The following is a 16,594-nucleotide window of genomic DNA, read 5'->3' as shown; positions in this document are numbered from 1 at the left end:
GGGGGACCGCGAAGCGGTGGAGGGGGCTAACCGCGAGGCCGGTGTCTGGGGCGAGCCCCCTCCACCACCCTTCGGGCGGTCCGCCTCCCCCTGCGCTAGGCTTGGGGGAGGATTATTCACAACCGCGCCGTCAGCCATTCCCGTGCCACCTCTCTCGCGCCCTCATGCTCGATCCGGTCGATGACCTCGATCAGGAAGGCCTGGGTCAGCAGGGCGCGGGCTTCGTCGGCCGGGATGCCGCGCTGCTGCATGTAGAACAGGGCGCTCTCGTCCAGCGTCCCCACGGTGTTGCCGTGCGCGCACTGCACGTCGTCGGCATAGATGATCAACTCCGGCTTGGCGTCGATCTCGGCCCGCTCGGACGCGATCAGCGCATGGTGGCCCATGCGCGCATCGGTTCCGTCGGCGCCGCGCTCGACCACGATCTTGCCCTGGAAGACGCCCCGCGCCGTGTCGCGAGCCACGCCCTTGATCAGCTGCGAAGTCGCGCCGTCGTGTTCCACATGACGCACCACGCTGGTCAGATCCGCATGGCGCGCTCCGTTCAGCAGATAAAGGCCGTCGGCCTGAACCTGCGCACCCTGGGCGTAGTGGGTGATGCGCGTCTCGATCCGCTGCAATTTGGCGCCGGTCGTGACGATGGTCTGGCGATAGACGCCGCCCGCCTCGACCTTCACATGGGCCTCGGCGATGGAGATGGCGTCTTCCGGCTCCTCGACCAGAACAACGCGGGTCACCTCGGCGCCGGCCGCCACGTCCAGCTCCAGCGTATTGTGCGCCACATAGGCCGAGCCCGCGCCCTCGTGCGTTTCCAACAGCAGCAGCTTGGCGCCCGCGCGCGCCGAAACCCGCGCGCTGGCCGTATGGCCCGTGCCGACGGCGTCCGACACATAGCGCAGCCGCAGGGTCCGCTCGCCCGAGGCGATGAAGTCGGTCACGCCCACGGCGCGCCCGTTGGCGAAGACGATCGCCTCGCCGCCCAGATCATAAAACGGTCCCGGCGGCCCGACCTCAGCCGTGCCTGACGGCTCGGGCGCGGCGCGAAGATGGCGCTTCAGGTCGCTGTATTTCCACGTCTCCGTGCGTCGCGACGGATAGGTGTCGGCGTCGGTCAGGTCGATGGCGAAGGCCACGCTCATGCAGCCTGCGGCAGATACTTGTCGTACCCTTCCGCCTCCAGCTCCAGCGCCAGCTCCGGCCCACCCGAGGCCACGATCCGACCGCCGGCCAGCACGTGCACCCGGTCCGGTTTGATATAGTCGAGCAGGCGCTGATAGTGGGTGATGACCAGCATGGCGCGGTCGGGACGACGCAGCGCGTTCACCCCTTCCGACACGATGCGCAGGGCGTCGATGTCCAGCCCTGAATCCGTCTCGTCCAGGATCAGCAGCGACGGCTCCAGCAGAGCCATCTGCAGGATCTCCATCCGCTTCTTCTCGCCGCCGGAGAAGCCGACGTTCAACGGCCGCTTCAACATGTCGAAGTCCATCTTCAGCGCCTTGGACGCCTCCCGAACCAGCTTCAGGAAGGCCGGCGCCGCCACCTCCTCCTCGCCCCGTGCGCGCTTTTGCGCATTCAGCGCCGTCCGCACAAAGGTCAGGGCGGGCACGCCGGGGATCTCGATCGGATATTGGAACGACAGGAAGACACCCTTAGCCGCCCGTTCGGCCGGATCCAGCGCCAGCAGGTCCTCGCCCGCCCATTCGACAGACCCCTCCGTCGCCTCATAGCCCGGCCGTCCCGACAGGGCGTAGCCGAGCGTGGACTTGCCGGCTCCGTTCGGCCCCATGATGGCGTGCACCTCGCCGGCGGGAACGTCGAGCGTCAGTCCCTTGAGGATCGGCTTCTCACCGACGGAAACGTGGAGGTTGTTGATGGAAAGCATAGTTCTCACAGGTCCGAACGAGTGGACACAAAGCCGTTGTAAGCGATGATCAAAATGGCCAATGCGCCGAGGACGATCTGGCCGAAGGTCTTCTGCCCATTGAAAAGTAAGGCGAGGCCGGTTGCGCCAAGAGCAAGGGAAACGCCGACGCAGATAAGACCAAAACGACGCGCCTTCGGTCCCTTGGGGTAAAAGCCGGTTAGCCGACGATTGAAAAAGCGCTGGTGGAAGCTGGTCACCCCACGCTCCCCTCAAGCGAGATCGCCACCAGCTTCTGCGCCTCGACGGCAAACTCCATCGGCAGCTTCTGCATCACGTCGCGGACGAAGCCGTTGACCAGCAGGGCCACCGCCTCCTCCTGCGACAGCCCGCGCTGCTGGGCGTAGAACAGCTGGTCGTCGCTCAACCGCGTCGTCGTCGCCTCGTGCTCCAGCTGGGCCGAGCCGTTGCGGGCCTCGATATAGGGGATGGTGTGCGAGCCGCACTCCTTGCCGATCAGCAGGCTGTCGCACTGGGTGAAGTTGCGCACGCCCGTCGCCTTCGGATGCACCGAGACCAGGCCGCGATAGGTCGAATCCGACCGGCCCGCCGACACCGCCTTGGCGATGATCCGCGACTTCGAGTTCTTGCCCAGGTGGATCATCTTGGTGCCGGTGTCGGCCTGCTGATGCCCGTTGGTGATGGCGATAGAATAGAATTCGCCGGACGACTCCTCGCCCTTCAGGATGCAGGACGGATATTTCCAGGTCACGGCCGAGCCGGTCTCGACCTGCGTCCACGATACCTTGGACCGATCACCCCGGCAGTCGGCGCGCTTGGTCACGAAGTTGTAGATGCCGCCCTTGCCCTCGGCGTCGCCCGGATACCAGTTCTGGACGGTCGAATATTTCACCTCGGCGTCGTCCAGCGCCACGATCTCGACCACGGCCGCATGCAGCTGGTTCTCGTCGCGCATCGGCGCGGTGCAGCCCTCAAGGTAGGAGACGTAAGCTCCCTTGTCGGCGATGATCAGGGTCCGTTCGAACTGGCCCGTCTGGCTGGCGTTGATGCGGAAATAGGTCGACAGCTCCATCGGGCATTTGACGCCCGGCGGGATGTAGACGAACGAGCCGTCCGAAAAGACCGCGCTGTTCAGCGCTGCGAAATAGTTGTCCGAGACCGGCACCACCGACCCCAGATATTGCCGCACCAGATCAGGATATTCGCGCAAAGCCTCGGAAATCGGCATGAAAATCACGCCGACCTTGGCCAGTTCCTCCTTGAAGGTCGTGACCACCGACACGCTGTCGAACACGGCGTCCACGGCGACCTTGGGCGCGCCCTGCACCCCGGCCAGCACTTCCTGCTCCTTCAGCGGGATGCCCAGCTTCTTGTAGATCTCCAGGATCTCGGGATCGACCTCGTCCAGCGACTTGGGCCCGTCCTTCTTCTTGGGCGCCGCATAGTAGAACAGGTCCTGATAGTCGACCGGCTCGTAACGGACCGCCGCCCAGGTCGGCTCCTCCATCGCCAGCCAGCGCTCATAGGCGGCCAGACGCCATTCCAGCATCCATTCCGGCTCGCCCTTCTTTTCGGAAATGAAGCGCACGATCTCAGCGCTCAATCCCTTGGGCGCATATTCCGTCTCGATGTCGGACGTGAAGCCGTGCTCGTACTTCTCCAGCGCGGCGACGGCGTCGATGGTTTCCTTGACGGCGGCCATCAGGCGACCTCTCTCACGCGCTCGGCGGCGCGCGTCTTGTGCTTGTTATAGGCGGCGACCCAGGCGTCGGCGAACCTTGCCCAGTCGCTCTCGACCGTGCCCCATCCGCCGGAGACGCGCACGCCCCCGGTCGCCAGCGCATTCAGGCCCATGGCGCTGATGGTCTTGGACGGCTTCACCTTGCCCGACGAACAGGCCGAGCCGGCCGACACCATCACGCCCGTCATATCCAGGGTGATCAGTTGCTGCGGACTGTCCCAGCCCTCGACAGCCATAAACAGGGTGTTGGGCAGCCGCGCTGCGCCGCCGCCGATGATGGTCGCGCCCGCGGCCTTGACCTTGGCTTCGGCTGCATCGCGCCAAGCGACATGCGAGGCCATCGTCTCCAGATCCCGCGCGGCGCAATCGGCCGCGACGCCGAACCCGGCGATGCCCGGGACATTCTCGGTCCCGGCGCGCAGGCCCCGCTCCTGCCCCGCGCCGTGCAAAATCCGCACGCCCGACAGACCTTCCTTGAAGATCAGGGCGCCCACGCCCTGCGCCCCGCCCAGCTTGTGCGCCGACAGGGTCAGGGTGTCCGCGTCCAGCGCGCGCATATCGACCGCGATCTTGCCCGCCGACTGGATTGCGTCGACATGCAGCCAGCCGCCCGCCGCCCGCACCAGAGCCGCCGCCTCGGCGATCGGCTGGATGACGCCGCTTTCGTTGTTCGCATGATGGATGGCGACCACGGCCCGGCCCGGACGGCTCAGCGCCTCCGCCAGCCACTCCAGATCGACCACCCCGTCGGCATCAACCGGCAGGACCTCGACCGACGCGCCCGCATTCGCCGCCGTCTCGGCCACGCACGGATGCTCGGTCGCCGACACGACCAATCGCTCGTATCCCGCCGCCAAGGCGCTGGCGATGCCTTGGGCATTAGCCTCGGTGCCGCCCGAGTTGAACACCACCGCCGTCGGATCGGCCCCGACCAGGTCCGCGACCTGCGCCCGCGCGGTTTCGACCCGCGCCCGCGCCCGCCGGCCGGCGGCATGGACCGCCGACGGATTGCCGTTGTCGGCCAGGGCCCTGGCCATGATCTCCAACACCTCCGGCCGCACCAGGCCCGAGGCGTTGTAGTCCAGATAGACGCCGCTCATGCCGCGACCCCCACGGCAGAGGCCTCGACATTGCGCCGGCGCTGGCCCGTGCGGTTCATCACCACATCCTCCAGCGACACGCCGGCCAGATAGCGATGGATTTCGTCGCCCAGGTCTTCCCAAAGATTGTGGGTGATGCAGCGTTCGCCGGCCAGCATGCAGCCCTTGGGCGAGCCATGCGCCACGCATCGCGTCGCCCGGATCGGTTCATCCACCGCCAGCACGATCTCGGCGACCACCGTCTCGTGCGCCGCCTTGGCCAAACGGTATCCGCCACCTGGTCCGCGCACGCTCTTGACCAGTTCGCTCTTCCTCAGACGGGCGAACAACTGCTCCAGATAGCTCAGCGAAATCTCCTGGCGCGCGGCGATCTCGGCCAGCGAAACCGCCCGGATTTCGCCGCTCTCGCCGCATCCGTTCTTCGCCAGATCGGCCATCGCCATCACGGCGTATCGTCCCTTGGTCGACAGACGCATTTCGCACCTTCAAAAATTGCGCGCTTTTCGGGGCTCCTGTGCTAGAACCCGCGCCTTCGCAAAGGCGGCGCGCTTGCGGAGGGACTTAGAAAGTCCCACCTCTGCGGTCAAGTATTACGCACTCGCGAAATGACAGTTGAACGGATTCCAGAGCCCCTATGCCTGAAGTCATCCTGCCCGGCGCCTCCGGTCGCATCGAAGGCCGCTATTCCCCGGGCAAGCGCCCGAACGCACCGATCGCGCTGATCCTGCACCCGCACCCCAAGGCGGGCGGGCATATGAACAACCCGGTGGCGGTCACCCTGCACCAGTTGTTCCAGCAGCGTGGCTTTGCGACCCTGCGCTACAACTCGCGCGGCGTCGGCAAGTCGCAGGGCGAGTTTGATTCGGGCATCGGCGAGCTGGCCGACGCCGCTACTGCCCTCGACTGGCTCCAGGCCAATAATCCCGGCGCCAGCCAGACCTGGGTCGCCGGCTATCAGTTCGGCGCCTACATCGGCATGCAGCTTCTGATGCGTCGCCCCGAGACGGACGGCTTCATCTCGGTCTCGCCGCCGTCGAACATGTACGACTTCAGCTTCCTGGCGCCCTGCCCGGCGTCCGGCCTGTTCCTGCACGGCACGGCCGACACTATCGTCCCGCCGGTCGAGGTTGAGCGCGTGGTCAACAAGCTGCGCACCCAAAAGGGCATCATCATCGACTACGAACTGGAAGAGGGCGCCAGCCACTTCTGGCAGGACCATATGAGCGCGGTCGAAACCCGCGTCGGCGCCTATCTGGACAAGCGTCTGGAAGAAAAGCCGGCCTGACATTCGGTCCACCATCACGGCTGATTAAGGCGCGGGCGGCATGATCGGGCGAGACATCGCTGCGAGATTCGCCATGCGTCCGCCCCTTCTGATCGCCTTGATCGCCTCCCTGGCCTTGCCCACGGCCGTGGCGGCTCAGTCGACTCCCGCGCCAGAGCGCGATTTCTGCGCCGATCGCCCCGGCAAGGGCACGCCTGCCTGCATCCTCGCCAAGGGCCGCTGGCAGGTCGAGCTCGGCCTGTTCGACGGCGCGCGTCAGACGGACGACAGCACACGGACCGACACCTGGGACGCCGGCGATCTGTCCGTGCGCTATGGGCTGACGGGCCTGACTGAGCTTCAGCTTGGGCTCACGACCTGGAACCACGAACGAACCCTCGACCGCGCGACCGGCGACCGTGATGTGGCTGAGGGCATCGGCGATCTCAGTCTCGGCCTGCGCCATTCGCTGAAGAACCCCGATGGCTCGGGCCTGTCCGTCGCGATTTCCGGCTTCATCACCGCGCCGACAGGTGCGCGCACATTCGCGCCGACGGTTTCGAGGGCGGCGTCATCGTGCCGGTCTCCATCCCGCTGAACGACGACTGGACCCTGAGCCTGTCGCCCGAGATCGATTGGGTCTCGGACGCGCAGCGCGACGGCCGCCATGGCGCCTATACGATGGTCGCCGGCGTGGGACGCGGCTTCGGCCAATGGGACGTTGGCGCCGAACTCTGGATCAGCCGCGACGATGATGCCGTCGCCCCGACCACGCCGTCGACCTTCGACCTGACCGCCGTCTGGTCGCCCCCGTCCCTGCCCGACGCCCAGCTGGATTTCGGCCTCAACTTCGGCCTGAACGACGACAGTCCGGATGTGGAGTTCGGCGTCGGTCTTGCACGACGGTTCTAGATCGCCGTTGCGGATCAGACGTGTCGCTGCGACAAATGGGCCTGGCCGATGCGACCGACATCCCCGGCGGCGTGGTTCACGACTTGTCGCACGACCTGCGCGCATCGCTGGTCGCCGCGCCCGAAGCCTTGGCGACCTGGCGCGACATCACACCCCTGGCCCGCAACGAATGGATCTGCTGGATCGAGTCCGCCAAGAAGTCGGAAACCCGGCGCAAACGGCTGGATTGGGGCCGGGCGAGCTTAAGCGACGGCAAACGCCGCCCCTGCTGCTGGCCCGGTTGCCCTCACCGTTAAGCGATCACGCCGGTTCGACCACCGCTTCTTTCGCCGGCTCGGTGCGGATCATGTAGTCGAAGGCCGACAGACCCGCCTTTGACCCCTCGCCCATGGCGATGACGATCTGCTTGTAGGGCACGGTCGTCGCGTCGCCCGCGGCGAAGATGCCCGGCTGCGAGGTCTCGCCGCGGTGGTCCACCTCGATCTCGCCGCGCGGGGTCAGGCCCACCGCGCCGTGCAGCCATTCGGTGTTCGGGACCAGACCGATCTGCACGAAGATGCCTTCCAGATCGACGTCGTGATGGGCGTCGGAGTTGCGGTCCTTGTAGGACAGGCCCGTCACCTTCTCGCCGTCGCCCTGCACCTGGGTCGTCAGGGCCGAGGTCACGATCCGCACGTTCGGCAGGCTCGCCAGCTTGCGCTGCAGCACCGCATCGGCCCGCAGCTCGCTGTCGTATTCGATCAGGGTCACATGGGCCACGATGCCCGCCAGGTCGATCGCCGCCTCGACGCCGGAGTTGCCGCCGCCGATCACCGCCACCCGCTTGCCCTTGAACAACGGCCCGTCGCAGTGCGGGCAATAGGCCACGCCCTTGTTCTTGTACTGATCCTCGCCAGGCACGTTCATCTGGCGCCAGCGCGCGCCGGTCGACAGGATGACGGTCCGTGATTTCAGGCTGGCGCCGTTCTCCAGCACCACCTCATGCAAGCCGCCCGCAACCTTGGCCGGGATCAGCTTGGCCGCCTTCTGCAGGTTCATCAGGTCCACTTCATACTCGCGGACGTGTTGCTCCAGATGGGCCGCCAGCTTGGGCCCCTCGGTGTAGGGGACCGAAACGAAGTTCTCGATCGCCATTGTGTCCAGCACCTGTCCGCCGAAGCGTTCGGCGACGACGCCTGTGCGAATGCCCTTACGCGCCGTATAGATGGCGGCCGCCGCCCCGGCCGGCCCGCCGCCGACCACCAGAACCTCGAACGGATCCTTGGACTTCAGACGCTCGGCCGCACGGGCCTCGGCGCCGGAATCCAGCTTGGCGACGATCTGCTCCAGCTCCATCCGGCCCTGACCGAACAGTTCGCCGTTCAGGAAGACCGTCGGCACGGCCATGATCTTGCGTTCCTCGACCTCGTCCTTGAACAGGCCGCCCTCGATGGCGACGTGTTTGATGCGCGGATTGATCACGCTCATCAGGTTGAGCGCCTGCACCACGTCCGGGCAGTTCTGGCACGACAGCGAGAAATAGGTCTCGAACACATAGTCGCCGTCCAGGTCCCTGACCTGCTGGATCACCTCCTGCGCCGCCTTGGACGGATGGCCGCCGACGTGCAGCAGGGCCAGCACCAGCGAGGTGAACTCGTGGCCCAGCGGAATGCCCGCGAACCGCACGCCGATGTCCGTGCCCTTGCGCCGGATCAGGAAGCTGGGCTGGCGCTCGTCGTCATAGTCGCGGCCCATCTCCACCTTGCCGTGCGAGACCGAGACGATCTCCTCCAGCAGGGTCTTCAGCTCGATCGACTTGGGCCCCGCGCCCAGCGAGGCGACCAGTTCGACGGGATGGACGATGTTCTTGAGGTAGGCTTCGAGCTGGGATTTCAGATTGGCGTCTAGCATCGGATGCTCCTCGAAATTCAATAGGTTGAGCGCCGCCTTCAAGCCGCTTCGGGCGAGGACAGGACGCAAAAAGGCCGCGGGGCTGGAAACGCTACGCACCCCGCGGCCTCTGCGAACGCCCGACAGGATCAGGCGTCCCGGCCGGCGACATCGAAACGCCGCCGGCCCAACTTGGGGTCTTAGATCTTGCCGACGAGGTCGAGCGACGGCGCCAGGGTGGCTTCGCCTTCTTCCCACTTGGCCGGGCAGACTTCACCGGGGTGCGAACGCACATACTGGGCGGCCTTGACCTTGCGCAGCAGTTCGGCGGCGTTGCGGCCGATGCCTTCCGACGTCGTCTCGGTGAACTGGATCACGCCGTCCGGATCGACCAGGAAGGTCGCGCGGTCGGCCAGGCCCACGCCCGGACGCATGGCGTCGAAGTTGTTGGTCACCAGACCCGACGGGTCGCCCAGCATCGTGTATTCGATCTTGCCGATCGCCGGCGACGAGTCGTGCCAGGCCTTGTGCGAGAAGTGGGTGTCGGTCGACACCGAATAGATCTCGACGCCCAGCTTCTGGAACTCGGCATAGTGGTCGGCCAGGTCTTCCAGCTCGGTCGGGCACACGAAGGTGAAGTCTGCCGGATAGAAGAAGAAGATCGCCCACTTGCCCGCGACGTCGGCGTCCGTGACCGTCAGGAATTTGCCGCCCTTATAGGCTTCGGCCGTAAAGGGTTTGATGGTCGTGTTGATGAGGGCCATGCGCAAAATCCAATGCAAGGTGGTTGGGAGGCCCCCTCCCTACCGCACCGCACCAAATAAGCCCAATCACTTATTTGCAGATGCGCAATAGATTTTGGTTATGCCGCCTATTGTTGGGTGCAAGGCGGATAGTCCCTGAAGCGCGCCTCATATTCCGCCAGCGTCCATGGAAACTTCATCTCACGGCGCCATTGCTCGACGCGCTCGGGATCCTCCAGCGTGTCGACCACCCAGCGCCCCTCCTTGCAGGTCATCTGCGTGCCGTAACGCTGCGGGCGGCCTTCGTTGATCGCCAGCCGGTCGTACATCAGGCCATAGCTCTGACCCTCGACCTCGCCCTGCGCGACCAGCGGCTCCAGCACGGGAACGAACCGTCGCCAGTTTTCCAGATCGGAATGCTGAATGATCAGGAAGGCGGCTCCCGCAGCCCTTTCTCCATACACCGATTTCCTGAACCACCCTTCAGCCGGAACCATGGTCAAAAGCTCGTCCAGCAAGGCCTTGTCCACCGCGTTGATGTCCGCCCACGCCAAGGTCTCAGCGGATTGCCGCTCGTCGGCAGGCAGGGCGCTGAAATCCAGCACCGTAAACGCGCGCCTGCCGACCTGATCCAGCGCGCCCATACGTTCGAGCCGCTCACGATCTGTCGTTGGCGGCGGCAAGGCGGCCTGCCGCGCCTTCTCGGCTGCGATCGCCTCAGCGACTGGCGCAACAAGCGCTCTCGCCTCGGCGCTCAGGCCGGCAGGCGCCTGCTGCGACAACAGCGCGGCCGCTAGGATCATTCCAATCATGACGCCCCTCCACAATCCAACCGCGAGGTGATGCCGCGTTCATGGCGAAGTTTGGGCGGGCTTCAATACAGCAGGAACGGTCTCCGGGCCTCCTCCCACGCCCCCTCGTCCGGCTGCGTTGCGGCATCCAGATCGCCGGGCGTCGCCGCTGCGTCGTCCACCCATTCCCGCAGGCCCGACCCGCCGTTGATCACGTCGATAGGCAGTTTGCCGAAGGCATACTCGTACGGAAAATCCCGCCACAGGTCGTAGTCTGGATACAACCGCCGGATCGCCTTGAAGCCCAGGGCCTGAACCCGCCACGGCTTGAAGGCGGCATGGTCATAGCCAGGGTGATCGACGTGGATCTGCACCCCGCTGCACAGCTTTCCGACGTGCTTATGGAAGGTCGGCTCGAACCACATGTCGCGCAAGATGCAGCCGCCCAGCCAGTCCGGCGCCAAGGCTTGCATTTCCGCGATGACCGCCCGCGCATCGATATCGGGCGCCCCGAACAGCTCCAGCGGCCGTGTCGTCCCCCGCCCTTCCGACAGGGTCGCGCCTTCCAGCATCACCGTGCCCGCATAGGCGCGCGCCATCGACAGGTTCGGCGCGTTCGGGCTGGGATTGACCCACGACCGGTCCAGCTGCGGCCAGCCGAAGCCCGGCCCCGCCTCGGGCGCCCAGCCCTGCATCTCCACCACCTTGTAATCCACAGTCAGCTTGAACTGGTCGATGAACCACAGGCCCAGTTCGCCCATCGTCATGCCGTGGCGCATCGGCATCGGCCCGGCCCCGACGAAGCTTTCCCAGCCGGGCTTCAGCGTCATCCCCTCGACCGGCCGCCCCGCCGGATTGGGCCGGTCCAGCACCCAGACCGACTTGCCGTGCTTCGCCGCCGCCTCCAGCACGTACAGAAGGGTCGTCACATAGGTGTAGATGCGGCAGCCCAGGTCCTGCAGATCGACCAGCAGCACGTCGAATTCGGCCATCCATTCATCGCGCGGCCGCCGCACCTCGCCGTACAGGCTGAAGACGGGAAAGCCGTGCACCGGATCACGATAATCCGGGCTTTCCATCATATTGTCCTGCAGATCGCCCTTCATCCCGTGCTGCGGGCCAAAGGCGGCGGTCAGACTGATCTCGGGCCAGGCGGCCAAAGCGTCCACCGCGTAGGTCAAATCCTTCGTCACCGACGCCGGATGCGCCAGCAAGGCCACGCGCCGCCCCTTCAGCTGCGCCCTCAGGGCGTCGTCGGACAAAAGGCGGTCGAGGCCGAAGTTCATGTCAGGTCCAGCGCGAACGAGTCGGGATGATGAAAGTCCGGCTTATCCGAAGGATGCGCCAGCGCCCAATAGCCGATCGCCCCGTCCACGCCCCGGATCACCGCCGCCAACCCCACGGCATCGCCCGCATCCTCAGGCAAGGTCACGTCCGCCGTCAGCACGAACTGTCCGGGCGCCGACCGCGTCACGATGAAGGGCGCGAGCATCTCCAGATCCCGCATCCCCTCGCGATAGCTGTCGAACCGATAGGCCGCCCACGCCCCCGACGGCGACAGATTGTATTCGACATAGCCGCCCGCCGTCCGCACGAACGCCTCGAAACAGGTCGCCTGCCACAGCCCGTCCGTCCGCACCCGCGCCGCCGCCTCCGGCCGCCACACCCTCTCCACCGGTCCGGCCAGCACATACTCCAGGCTCAGCACCCGCCCCGCTCGCCTCGCCTCGACCTCCAGCGTCAGTCCCTCAGGGCTGGATGTCGGGTGCGGGATCAGAGGCAGGCGCATAGAGGCTTCGTATGCGCAGCCCGGTCGTGGGTCAAAGCCGCCGCCGTGATCCTGAACAACACAATTCTCACGCGGCCCCGTCGGCGCAATCCGCCAGCCATCGCATCTGCCGAAGGTATCAGATGGCTTTACAACGCCTTACAGTGAACCAACGTCGTCCAGCCTGTCGCGCCTCAAAACGGCGCTACAATGGGCGGGCCATGCCCAAAGCCGCTACGCATAAATTGCACCATCTTGCATTTTGCACGTGTTTTCCGGGTGCAGTGCAATTTCGCGCCGACCGCGATTAGACGAATTAGACACTTTAGACGGTGTTTTTCATCCGCACCGTCTGAACAGCGAACGCCGCCTCGACTAGGGGAAGACGACCCTCGTCATCCCTGCTAACCCAGCCACACCATGACCGAACACGCCTTCAAATCCGACTTCCTGCGCACGCTCCAGGCGCGCGGCTACATCCATCAGATCACCCACCCCGTCGAATTGGACGAGGCGGCCGCTGCGGGCGTGGTGCCGGGCTATATCGGCTTCGACGCCACTGCGCCGTCATTGCACGTCGGCAGCCTGATCCAGATCATGATGCTACGCCGGCTTCAGCAGGCGGGCGGCAAGCCCATCGTCCTGATGGGCGGCGGCACCACCAAGGTCGGCGACCCGACCGGCAAGGACACGTCGCGCCCCCAGCTGACCGAAGAGACGATCCAGTCGAACATCGACTCCATCAAGACGGTCTTCGCCAAATTCCTGACCTTCGGCGACGGCCCGACCGATGCGGTCATGGTCAATAACGACGACTGGCTTTCGACCTACGGCTACATCCAGTTCCTGCGCGACTTCGGGACCCATTTCACCGTCAACCGGATGCTGAGCTTCGACTCGGTCAAGCTGCGGCTGGAGCGTGAGCAGCCCATGACCTTCCTTGAGTTCAACTACATGCTGATGCAGTCGGTGGACTTCCTGGAGCTCAACCGCAGCCACAAGGTCACCCTGCAAATGGGCGGCTCGGATCAGTGGGGCAACATCACTTCGGGCGTGGATCTGGTGCGCCGCGTGGATCAGAAGGCCGCCTTCGGCCTGACCACGCCGCTGCTGACCACGGCATCCGGCGGCAAGATGGGCAAGACCGCTCAGGGCGCCATCTGGCTGAACGCCGAACAACTCAGCCCCTACGACTACTGGCAGTTCTGGCGTAACGCCGAGGACGCCGACGTCGGCCGCTTCATGCGCCTGTTCACGGACCTGAGCCTGGAGCAGATCGCGGAATACGAAGCGTTGGAAGGCGCGGCCATCAACGACGCCAAGAAGGCCCTTGCCGACGCCGCAACGACCATGCTGCACGGCGCCGAGGCCGCCGCAACCGCCCGCGCCGCCGCCGAGAGCGCCTTCGAAAAAGGCCAGTTGTCCGCCGACCTGCCGACCGTCGAACTTCCGTCGGCTGAGGTCTACGGCGCGATGATCGCGGCTGTCGTGACCAAGGCCGGCCTGACGGCCTCCAACGGCGAGGCCCGTCGCCTGGCTCAGGGCGGCGGTCTGCGCCTCAACGACGCCGCGGTGTCCGACGGCGCCCAGTTGCTGACCGAAGCCGACCTCAAGGACGGCGTCATCAAACTGGCGGCCGGCAAGAAAAAGATCGTTCTGGTGAGGCCTGTCTAACTCTCTCAATCCCGCCAGATTTCCTACTTCCGCTCATCCCCGCGAAAGCGGGGACCCAGACGATGTCAAAGCATGGCGTTCTTCACCTTACATCGTCGCAAGCCGCCGAAATGGAACGCTCTATACAGGTTCGACCGATGATCTGATCCAGCGTGTCGCGCAGCACAGACACAAGACGTTCGCCGGCTTCACGGCAAAGTATGACGTGGATCTGCTGGTCTGGTTCGAAGTTCACGAAACGCGTGAGGCCGCATTCCGCCGGGAACGGCAGATCAAGAAATGGAATCGAGACTGGAAGCTTCGGATGATCGAAAAGGAAAATCCGAACTGGCTCGATTTGTACGATGACTTTCGCCTTGGCGGCCTGAAGGACGCAAAGGACTGGGTCCCCGCCTTCGCGGGGATGAGCGGAATGAGTGAGACACCGAATGATCAATGAAGGCCAGCCCGCGCCCGCCCTCGACCTGCCCACGGACGGCGGCGGCCGCGTCACCCTCTCCGCCCTGAAGGGCAAGCCTGCCGTCGTCTATTTCTACCCCAAGGACGACACGACTGGCTGCACGCGTGAGGCCCAGGACTTCACCGCCCTGGCCTCTGAATTCGCCGCGCTGGGCGTTCCGGTTATCGGCGTGTCCAAGGACACGGTGAAGAAGCACGACAGGTTCAAGGCCAAATACGATCTTGCCGTCACCCTCGCCTCCGACGAGGACGGCGCCGCCTGCGAGGCCTGGGGCGTCTGGGTGCAGAAGAAGCTCTACGGCCGCGAGTATATGGGCATCGAGCGGGCCACCTTCCTGATCGATGCCGAGGGCCGCGTCGCCAAGGCCTGGCGCAATGTGAAGGTCTCCGACCACGCTGCCGCCGTGCTGGAGGCCGCCAGGGCCCTGTGATCAGCGAGCGCCGTTCGGAAGCGATGCTTGACCTTGGCCCCTCCTGCACGGCCTAGTGGGCGTCGGGGCTAATAGGGGCTTGGCCGGCCTTGGCTGGCAGATGCGGAGCGCACCATGTTCACCAAGAGCAAATCCTACGACAGCGGATCGAACGGCCTGGGCATCCCCCCGGCGCCCGAACCAACCAAGCCCACGCCGACGGCTGCGAGCACACCTTCCTTGCCTGCCACGACGCCTGCGCCGCGCGCGCCCGAACCGGCCCGTCCGGCGGCCCGGTCCAGCAATCTGTCGACCCTGTCGGCCGGCGTGAAATACGAAGGCAACATCTCCGGCGCCGGCGAGCTTCAGGTCGACGGCTCGCTGAAGGGCGACGTCCGCGTCTCGCGCGTCGTGATCGGCGAAGGCGGCTCGGTCGAGGGCACGGTCCATGCCGACGTCCTTGACGTGCGCGGCCGCGTCTCGGGCGCCATCGTTGCGAAGCAGGTCAAGCTTCACGCCACTGCCCGTGTCGAGGGCGACATCACCCAGGAACAGCTCGCCATCGACCAGGGCGCCTGGTTCCAGGGCCGCTGCAACCAGGCCAAGCGCGACACCCCCGGCGCCGCCATGCTGGAAGCCCCCGCGCCGAAGGCCGACAAGGCGGACAAGACCGCCGCCTGACCGCGTCGAATGCGAACGGCCGCAAAGCCGGAAGCCCAAAACAAAAAGGGCGGCTCGTTGGAGCCGCCCTTTTCCGTCAGTCCACGCTCGATCCGCGGGTCTCGCCGACCCGCTGGGCCAGGGCCGCGCCCATGAAGGCGTCCAGGTCGCCGTCCAGCACGCCTTGGGTGTCCGAGGTCTCAACTTCGGTCCGCAGGTCCTTCACCATCTGATAGGGCTGCAGGACATAGGAGCGGATCTGGTGACCCCACCCGATGTCCGTCTTGGCGTCGGCCAGCGCCTGAGCCGCCGCCTCACGCTTCTGCAGTTCCAGCTCGTACAGGCGCGCGCGCAGCATCTTCCAGGCCATCTCGCGGTTCTGGTGCTGCGACCGGCCGGCCTGGCAGGCCACAACGGTGTTGGTCGGGGTGTGCGTTAGGCGCACGGCCGAGTCGGTCTTGTTGATGTGCTGACCGCCAGCGCCCGAGGCGCGATAGGTGTCGGTGCGCACGTCCGAGGGGTTGATGTCGATCTCGATCGCGTCGTCCACGACCGGCGACACCCCGATGGAGGCGAAGCTGGTGTGGCGCTTGGCCGCCGCGTCATAGGGGCTGATGCGGACCAGGCGGTGCACGCCCGATTCCGACTTCAGCCAGCCATAGGCGTTGGGCCCTTCGATCAGGATGGTGGCCGACTTGACCCCCGCCTGCTCGCCCTCTTCGTGCGCCTCGATCGTGACCTCGTAGCCGTGCGCCTTCGCCCAGCGCGAATACATGCGCAGCAGCATGCCGGCCCAGTCGTTTGACTCGGTGCCGCCGGCGCCGGAGTTCACTTCCAGATAGGCGTCATTTCCGTCGGCCTCGCCGGACAGCAGGGCCTCCAGCTCGGCGCGGGCGGCGCGTTCCTTGATGCCGCGCAGCGACGCGCGGGCGTCTTCCAGCGCGCCCTCGTCGCCTTCCTCGTCCGCCATCTCGGCCAGCATCACCCCGTCTTCGAGGTCCTGCTCCATCGCCTTGACGGTGTTGATCTTGCCTTCCAGCTGCGAGCGTTCACGGCTGACGGCCTGAGCCTCGTCGGGCTTGTCCCACAGCGTCGGATCTTCGACCCGCGCGTTCAGCTCGTCGAGCTTTCTTAGAGCGACATCCCAGTCAAAGACGCCTCCTGAGCAGAGCGACGCTCTGCTCGATGTCGGCCTTCATGGCCTCGACATCCGGTCTCATCGCAATCTCCGCGACACAACGCCCTCAAGTCGCGAGGCCCGCAGGCCACGCGACAGGGCAGGATTAATGGAAAACGGCGCGCCACGAGGACGCGCCGT

Annotated in this window: 20 protein-coding genes; 8 read left to right on the top strand and 12 right to left on the bottom strand. The window is 65.7% G+C overall.

Annotation, left to right across the window (positions count from 1 at the left end; genetic code table 11):
• Positions 1–116: 116 nt before the first annotated feature.
• Genes sufD through HNP47_RS02160 form a run of 6 tightly spaced genes read right to left on the bottom strand, consistent with a single transcriptional unit; the run spans position 117 to position 5,202 of the window.
• Positions 117–1,139, bottom strand: coding sequence for a Fe-S cluster assembly protein SufD (gene sufD, locus HNP47_RS02185; RefSeq protein WP_184278008.1), 1,023 nt, complete (start codon positions 1,137–1,139; stop codon positions 117–119).
• Complete coding sequence (gene sufC / locus HNP47_RS02180) at positions 1,136–1,885, bottom strand: Fe-S cluster assembly ATPase SufC (RefSeq protein ID WP_184278006.1); 750 nt, start codon at positions 1,883–1,885, stop codon at positions 1,136–1,138. The genes sufD and sufC overlap by 4 nt, the downstream gene beginning before the upstream one ends.
• Positions 1,886–1,890: 5 nt before the next feature.
• Positions 1,891–2,124, bottom strand: coding sequence for a hypothetical protein (locus HNP47_RS02175; RefSeq protein WP_184278004.1), 234 nt, complete (start codon positions 2,122–2,124; stop codon positions 1,891–1,893).
• Positions 2,121–3,587 (bottom strand): Fe-S cluster assembly protein SufB, encoded by a 1,467-nt coding sequence (gene sufB / locus HNP47_RS02170; protein WP_153922750.1) that lies wholly within the window; start codon positions 3,585–3,587, stop codon positions 2,121–2,123. The genes HNP47_RS02175 and sufB overlap by 4 nt, the downstream gene beginning before the upstream one ends.
• Positions 3,587–4,726 (bottom strand): cysteine desulfurase family protein, encoded by a 1,140-nt coding sequence (locus tag HNP47_RS02165; protein ID WP_184278002.1) that lies wholly within the window; start codon positions 4,724–4,726, stop codon positions 3,587–3,589. The genes sufB and HNP47_RS02165 overlap by 1 nt, the downstream gene beginning before the upstream one ends.
• Complete coding sequence (locus tag HNP47_RS02160) at positions 4,723–5,202, bottom strand: Rrf2 family transcriptional regulator (RefSeq protein ID WP_184278000.1); 480 nt, start codon at positions 5,200–5,202, stop codon at positions 4,723–4,725. Before HNP47_RS02160 ends, HNP47_RS02165 begins: the two co-directional genes overlap by 4 nt.
• A 158-nt stretch (positions 5,203–5,360) precedes the next feature.
• Between HNP47_RS02160 and HNP47_RS02155 the strand changes: the two genes are divergently transcribed.
• The 4 genes from HNP47_RS02155 to HNP47_RS02140 all read left to right on the top strand — a co-directional run bounded on the left by HNP47_RS02155 (position 5,361) and on the right by HNP47_RS02140 (position 7,198).
• Positions 5,361–6,011: an alpha/beta hydrolase gene (locus HNP47_RS02155; protein ID WP_017504016.1), complete on the top strand. Its 651-nt coding sequence runs from the start codon at positions 5,361–5,363 to the stop codon at positions 6,009–6,011.
• Between the two features lie 73 nt (positions 6,012–6,084).
• On the top strand, positions 6,085–6,588 hold the full coding sequence (locus HNP47_RS02150) for a transporter (protein WP_184277998.1): 504 nt from the start codon (positions 6,085–6,087) through the stop codon (positions 6,586–6,588).
• Positions 6,567–6,902: a transporter gene (locus tag HNP47_RS02145; protein WP_184277995.1), complete on the top strand. Its 336-nt coding sequence runs from the start codon at positions 6,567–6,569 to the stop codon at positions 6,900–6,902. The genes HNP47_RS02150 and HNP47_RS02145 overlap by 22 nt, the downstream gene beginning before the upstream one ends.
• A 20-nt stretch (positions 6,903–6,922) precedes the next feature.
• Positions 6,923–7,198: a YdeI/OmpD-associated family protein gene (locus HNP47_RS02140; RefSeq protein WP_311770004.1), complete on the top strand. Its 276-nt coding sequence runs from the start codon at positions 6,923–6,925 to the stop codon at positions 7,196–7,198.
• A gap of 4 nt (positions 7,199–7,202) precedes the next feature.
• Here HNP47_RS02140 and ahpF read toward each other — a convergent pair whose 3' ends face one another.
• The 5 genes from ahpF to HNP47_RS02115 all read right to left on the bottom strand — a co-directional run bounded on the left by ahpF (position 7,203) and on the right by HNP47_RS02115 (position 12,094).
• Positions 7,203–8,792, bottom strand: a complete 1,590-nt coding sequence (ahpF, locus tag HNP47_RS02135; RefSeq protein WP_184277993.1) for an alkyl hydroperoxide reductase subunit F — start codon at positions 8,790–8,792, stop codon at positions 7,203–7,205.
• A gap of 179 nt (positions 8,793–8,971) precedes the next feature.
• The gene (gene ahpC, locus HNP47_RS02130; protein ID WP_017504020.1) at positions 8,972–9,535 is read right to left on the bottom strand and encodes an alkyl hydroperoxide reductase subunit C; all 564 of its coding nucleotides are present in this window, start codon (positions 9,533–9,535) and stop codon (positions 8,972–8,974) included.
• Positions 9,536–9,642: 107 nt separating this feature from the next.
• Entirely contained in the window at positions 9,643–10,326 is a 684-nt protein-coding gene (locus HNP47_RS02125; protein ID WP_184277991.1) for a DUF6624 domain-containing protein, read from the bottom strand.
• Positions 10,327–10,388: 62 nt separating this feature from the next.
• Positions 10,389–11,591 carry an exo-beta-N-acetylmuramidase NamZ domain-containing protein gene (locus HNP47_RS02120; protein ID WP_184277989.1) on the bottom strand — a complete coding sequence of 401 codons (1,203 nt, stop codon included), beginning with the start codon at positions 11,589–11,591 and terminating at the stop codon, positions 10,389–10,391.
• Positions 11,588–12,094 carry a DOMON-like domain-containing protein gene (locus tag HNP47_RS02115; protein WP_184277987.1) on the bottom strand — a complete coding sequence of 169 codons (507 nt, stop codon included), beginning with the start codon at positions 12,092–12,094 and terminating at the stop codon, positions 11,588–11,590. The genes HNP47_RS02120 and HNP47_RS02115 overlap by 4 nt, the downstream gene beginning before the upstream one ends.
• Before the next feature lie 399 nt (positions 12,095–12,493).
• Here HNP47_RS02115 and tyrS point away from each other — a divergent pair, with 399 nt between their 5' ends.
• From tyrS to HNP47_RS02095, 4 genes are all read left to right on the top strand, one after another.
• Positions 12,494–13,747, top strand: a complete 1,254-nt coding sequence (gene tyrS, locus HNP47_RS02110) for a tyrosine--tRNA ligase (RefSeq protein WP_184277985.1) — start codon at positions 12,494–12,496, stop codon at positions 13,745–13,747.
• On the top strand, positions 13,740–14,186 hold the full coding sequence (locus tag HNP47_RS02105; protein WP_184279073.1) for a GIY-YIG nuclease family protein: 447 nt from the start codon (positions 13,740–13,742) through the stop codon (positions 14,184–14,186). Before tyrS ends, HNP47_RS02105 begins: the two co-directional genes overlap by 8 nt.
• Positions 14,176–14,637 carry a peroxiredoxin gene (locus HNP47_RS02100; RefSeq protein WP_184277983.1) on the top strand — a complete coding sequence of 154 codons (462 nt, stop codon included), beginning with the start codon at positions 14,176–14,178 and terminating at the stop codon, positions 14,635–14,637. Before HNP47_RS02105 ends, HNP47_RS02100 begins: the two co-directional genes overlap by 11 nt.
• Before the next feature lie 114 nt (positions 14,638–14,751).
• On the top strand, positions 14,752–15,297 hold the full coding sequence (locus HNP47_RS02095) for a polymer-forming cytoskeletal protein (RefSeq protein ID WP_184277981.1): 546 nt from the start codon (positions 14,752–14,754) through the stop codon (positions 15,295–15,297).
• 76 nt (positions 15,298–15,373) lie between these two features.
• Here the strand turns inward: HNP47_RS02095 and prfB are convergent.
• Positions 15,374–16,496, bottom strand: a protein-coding gene (gene prfB, locus HNP47_RS02090) for a peptide chain release factor 2 (protein ID WP_099052186.1) whose coding sequence is annotated in 2 segments (ribosomal slippage) — positions 15,374–16,426 and positions 16,428–16,496 — 1,122 coding nt in all. Because the reading frame shifts where the segments join, the coding sequence is not laid out codon by codon here.
• Positions 16,497–16,594: the final 98 nt, after the last annotated feature.

Origin of the sequence: Brevundimonas vesicularis, assembly GCF_014204545.1 — a bacterium.
Taxonomy (GTDB): domain Bacteria; phylum Pseudomonadota; class Alphaproteobacteria; order Caulobacterales; family Caulobacteraceae; genus Brevundimonas; species Brevundimonas vesicularis_B.
Note: the sequence above shows the minus strand (reverse complement) of the source record. Positions and strands in the feature narration are given on the sequence as shown.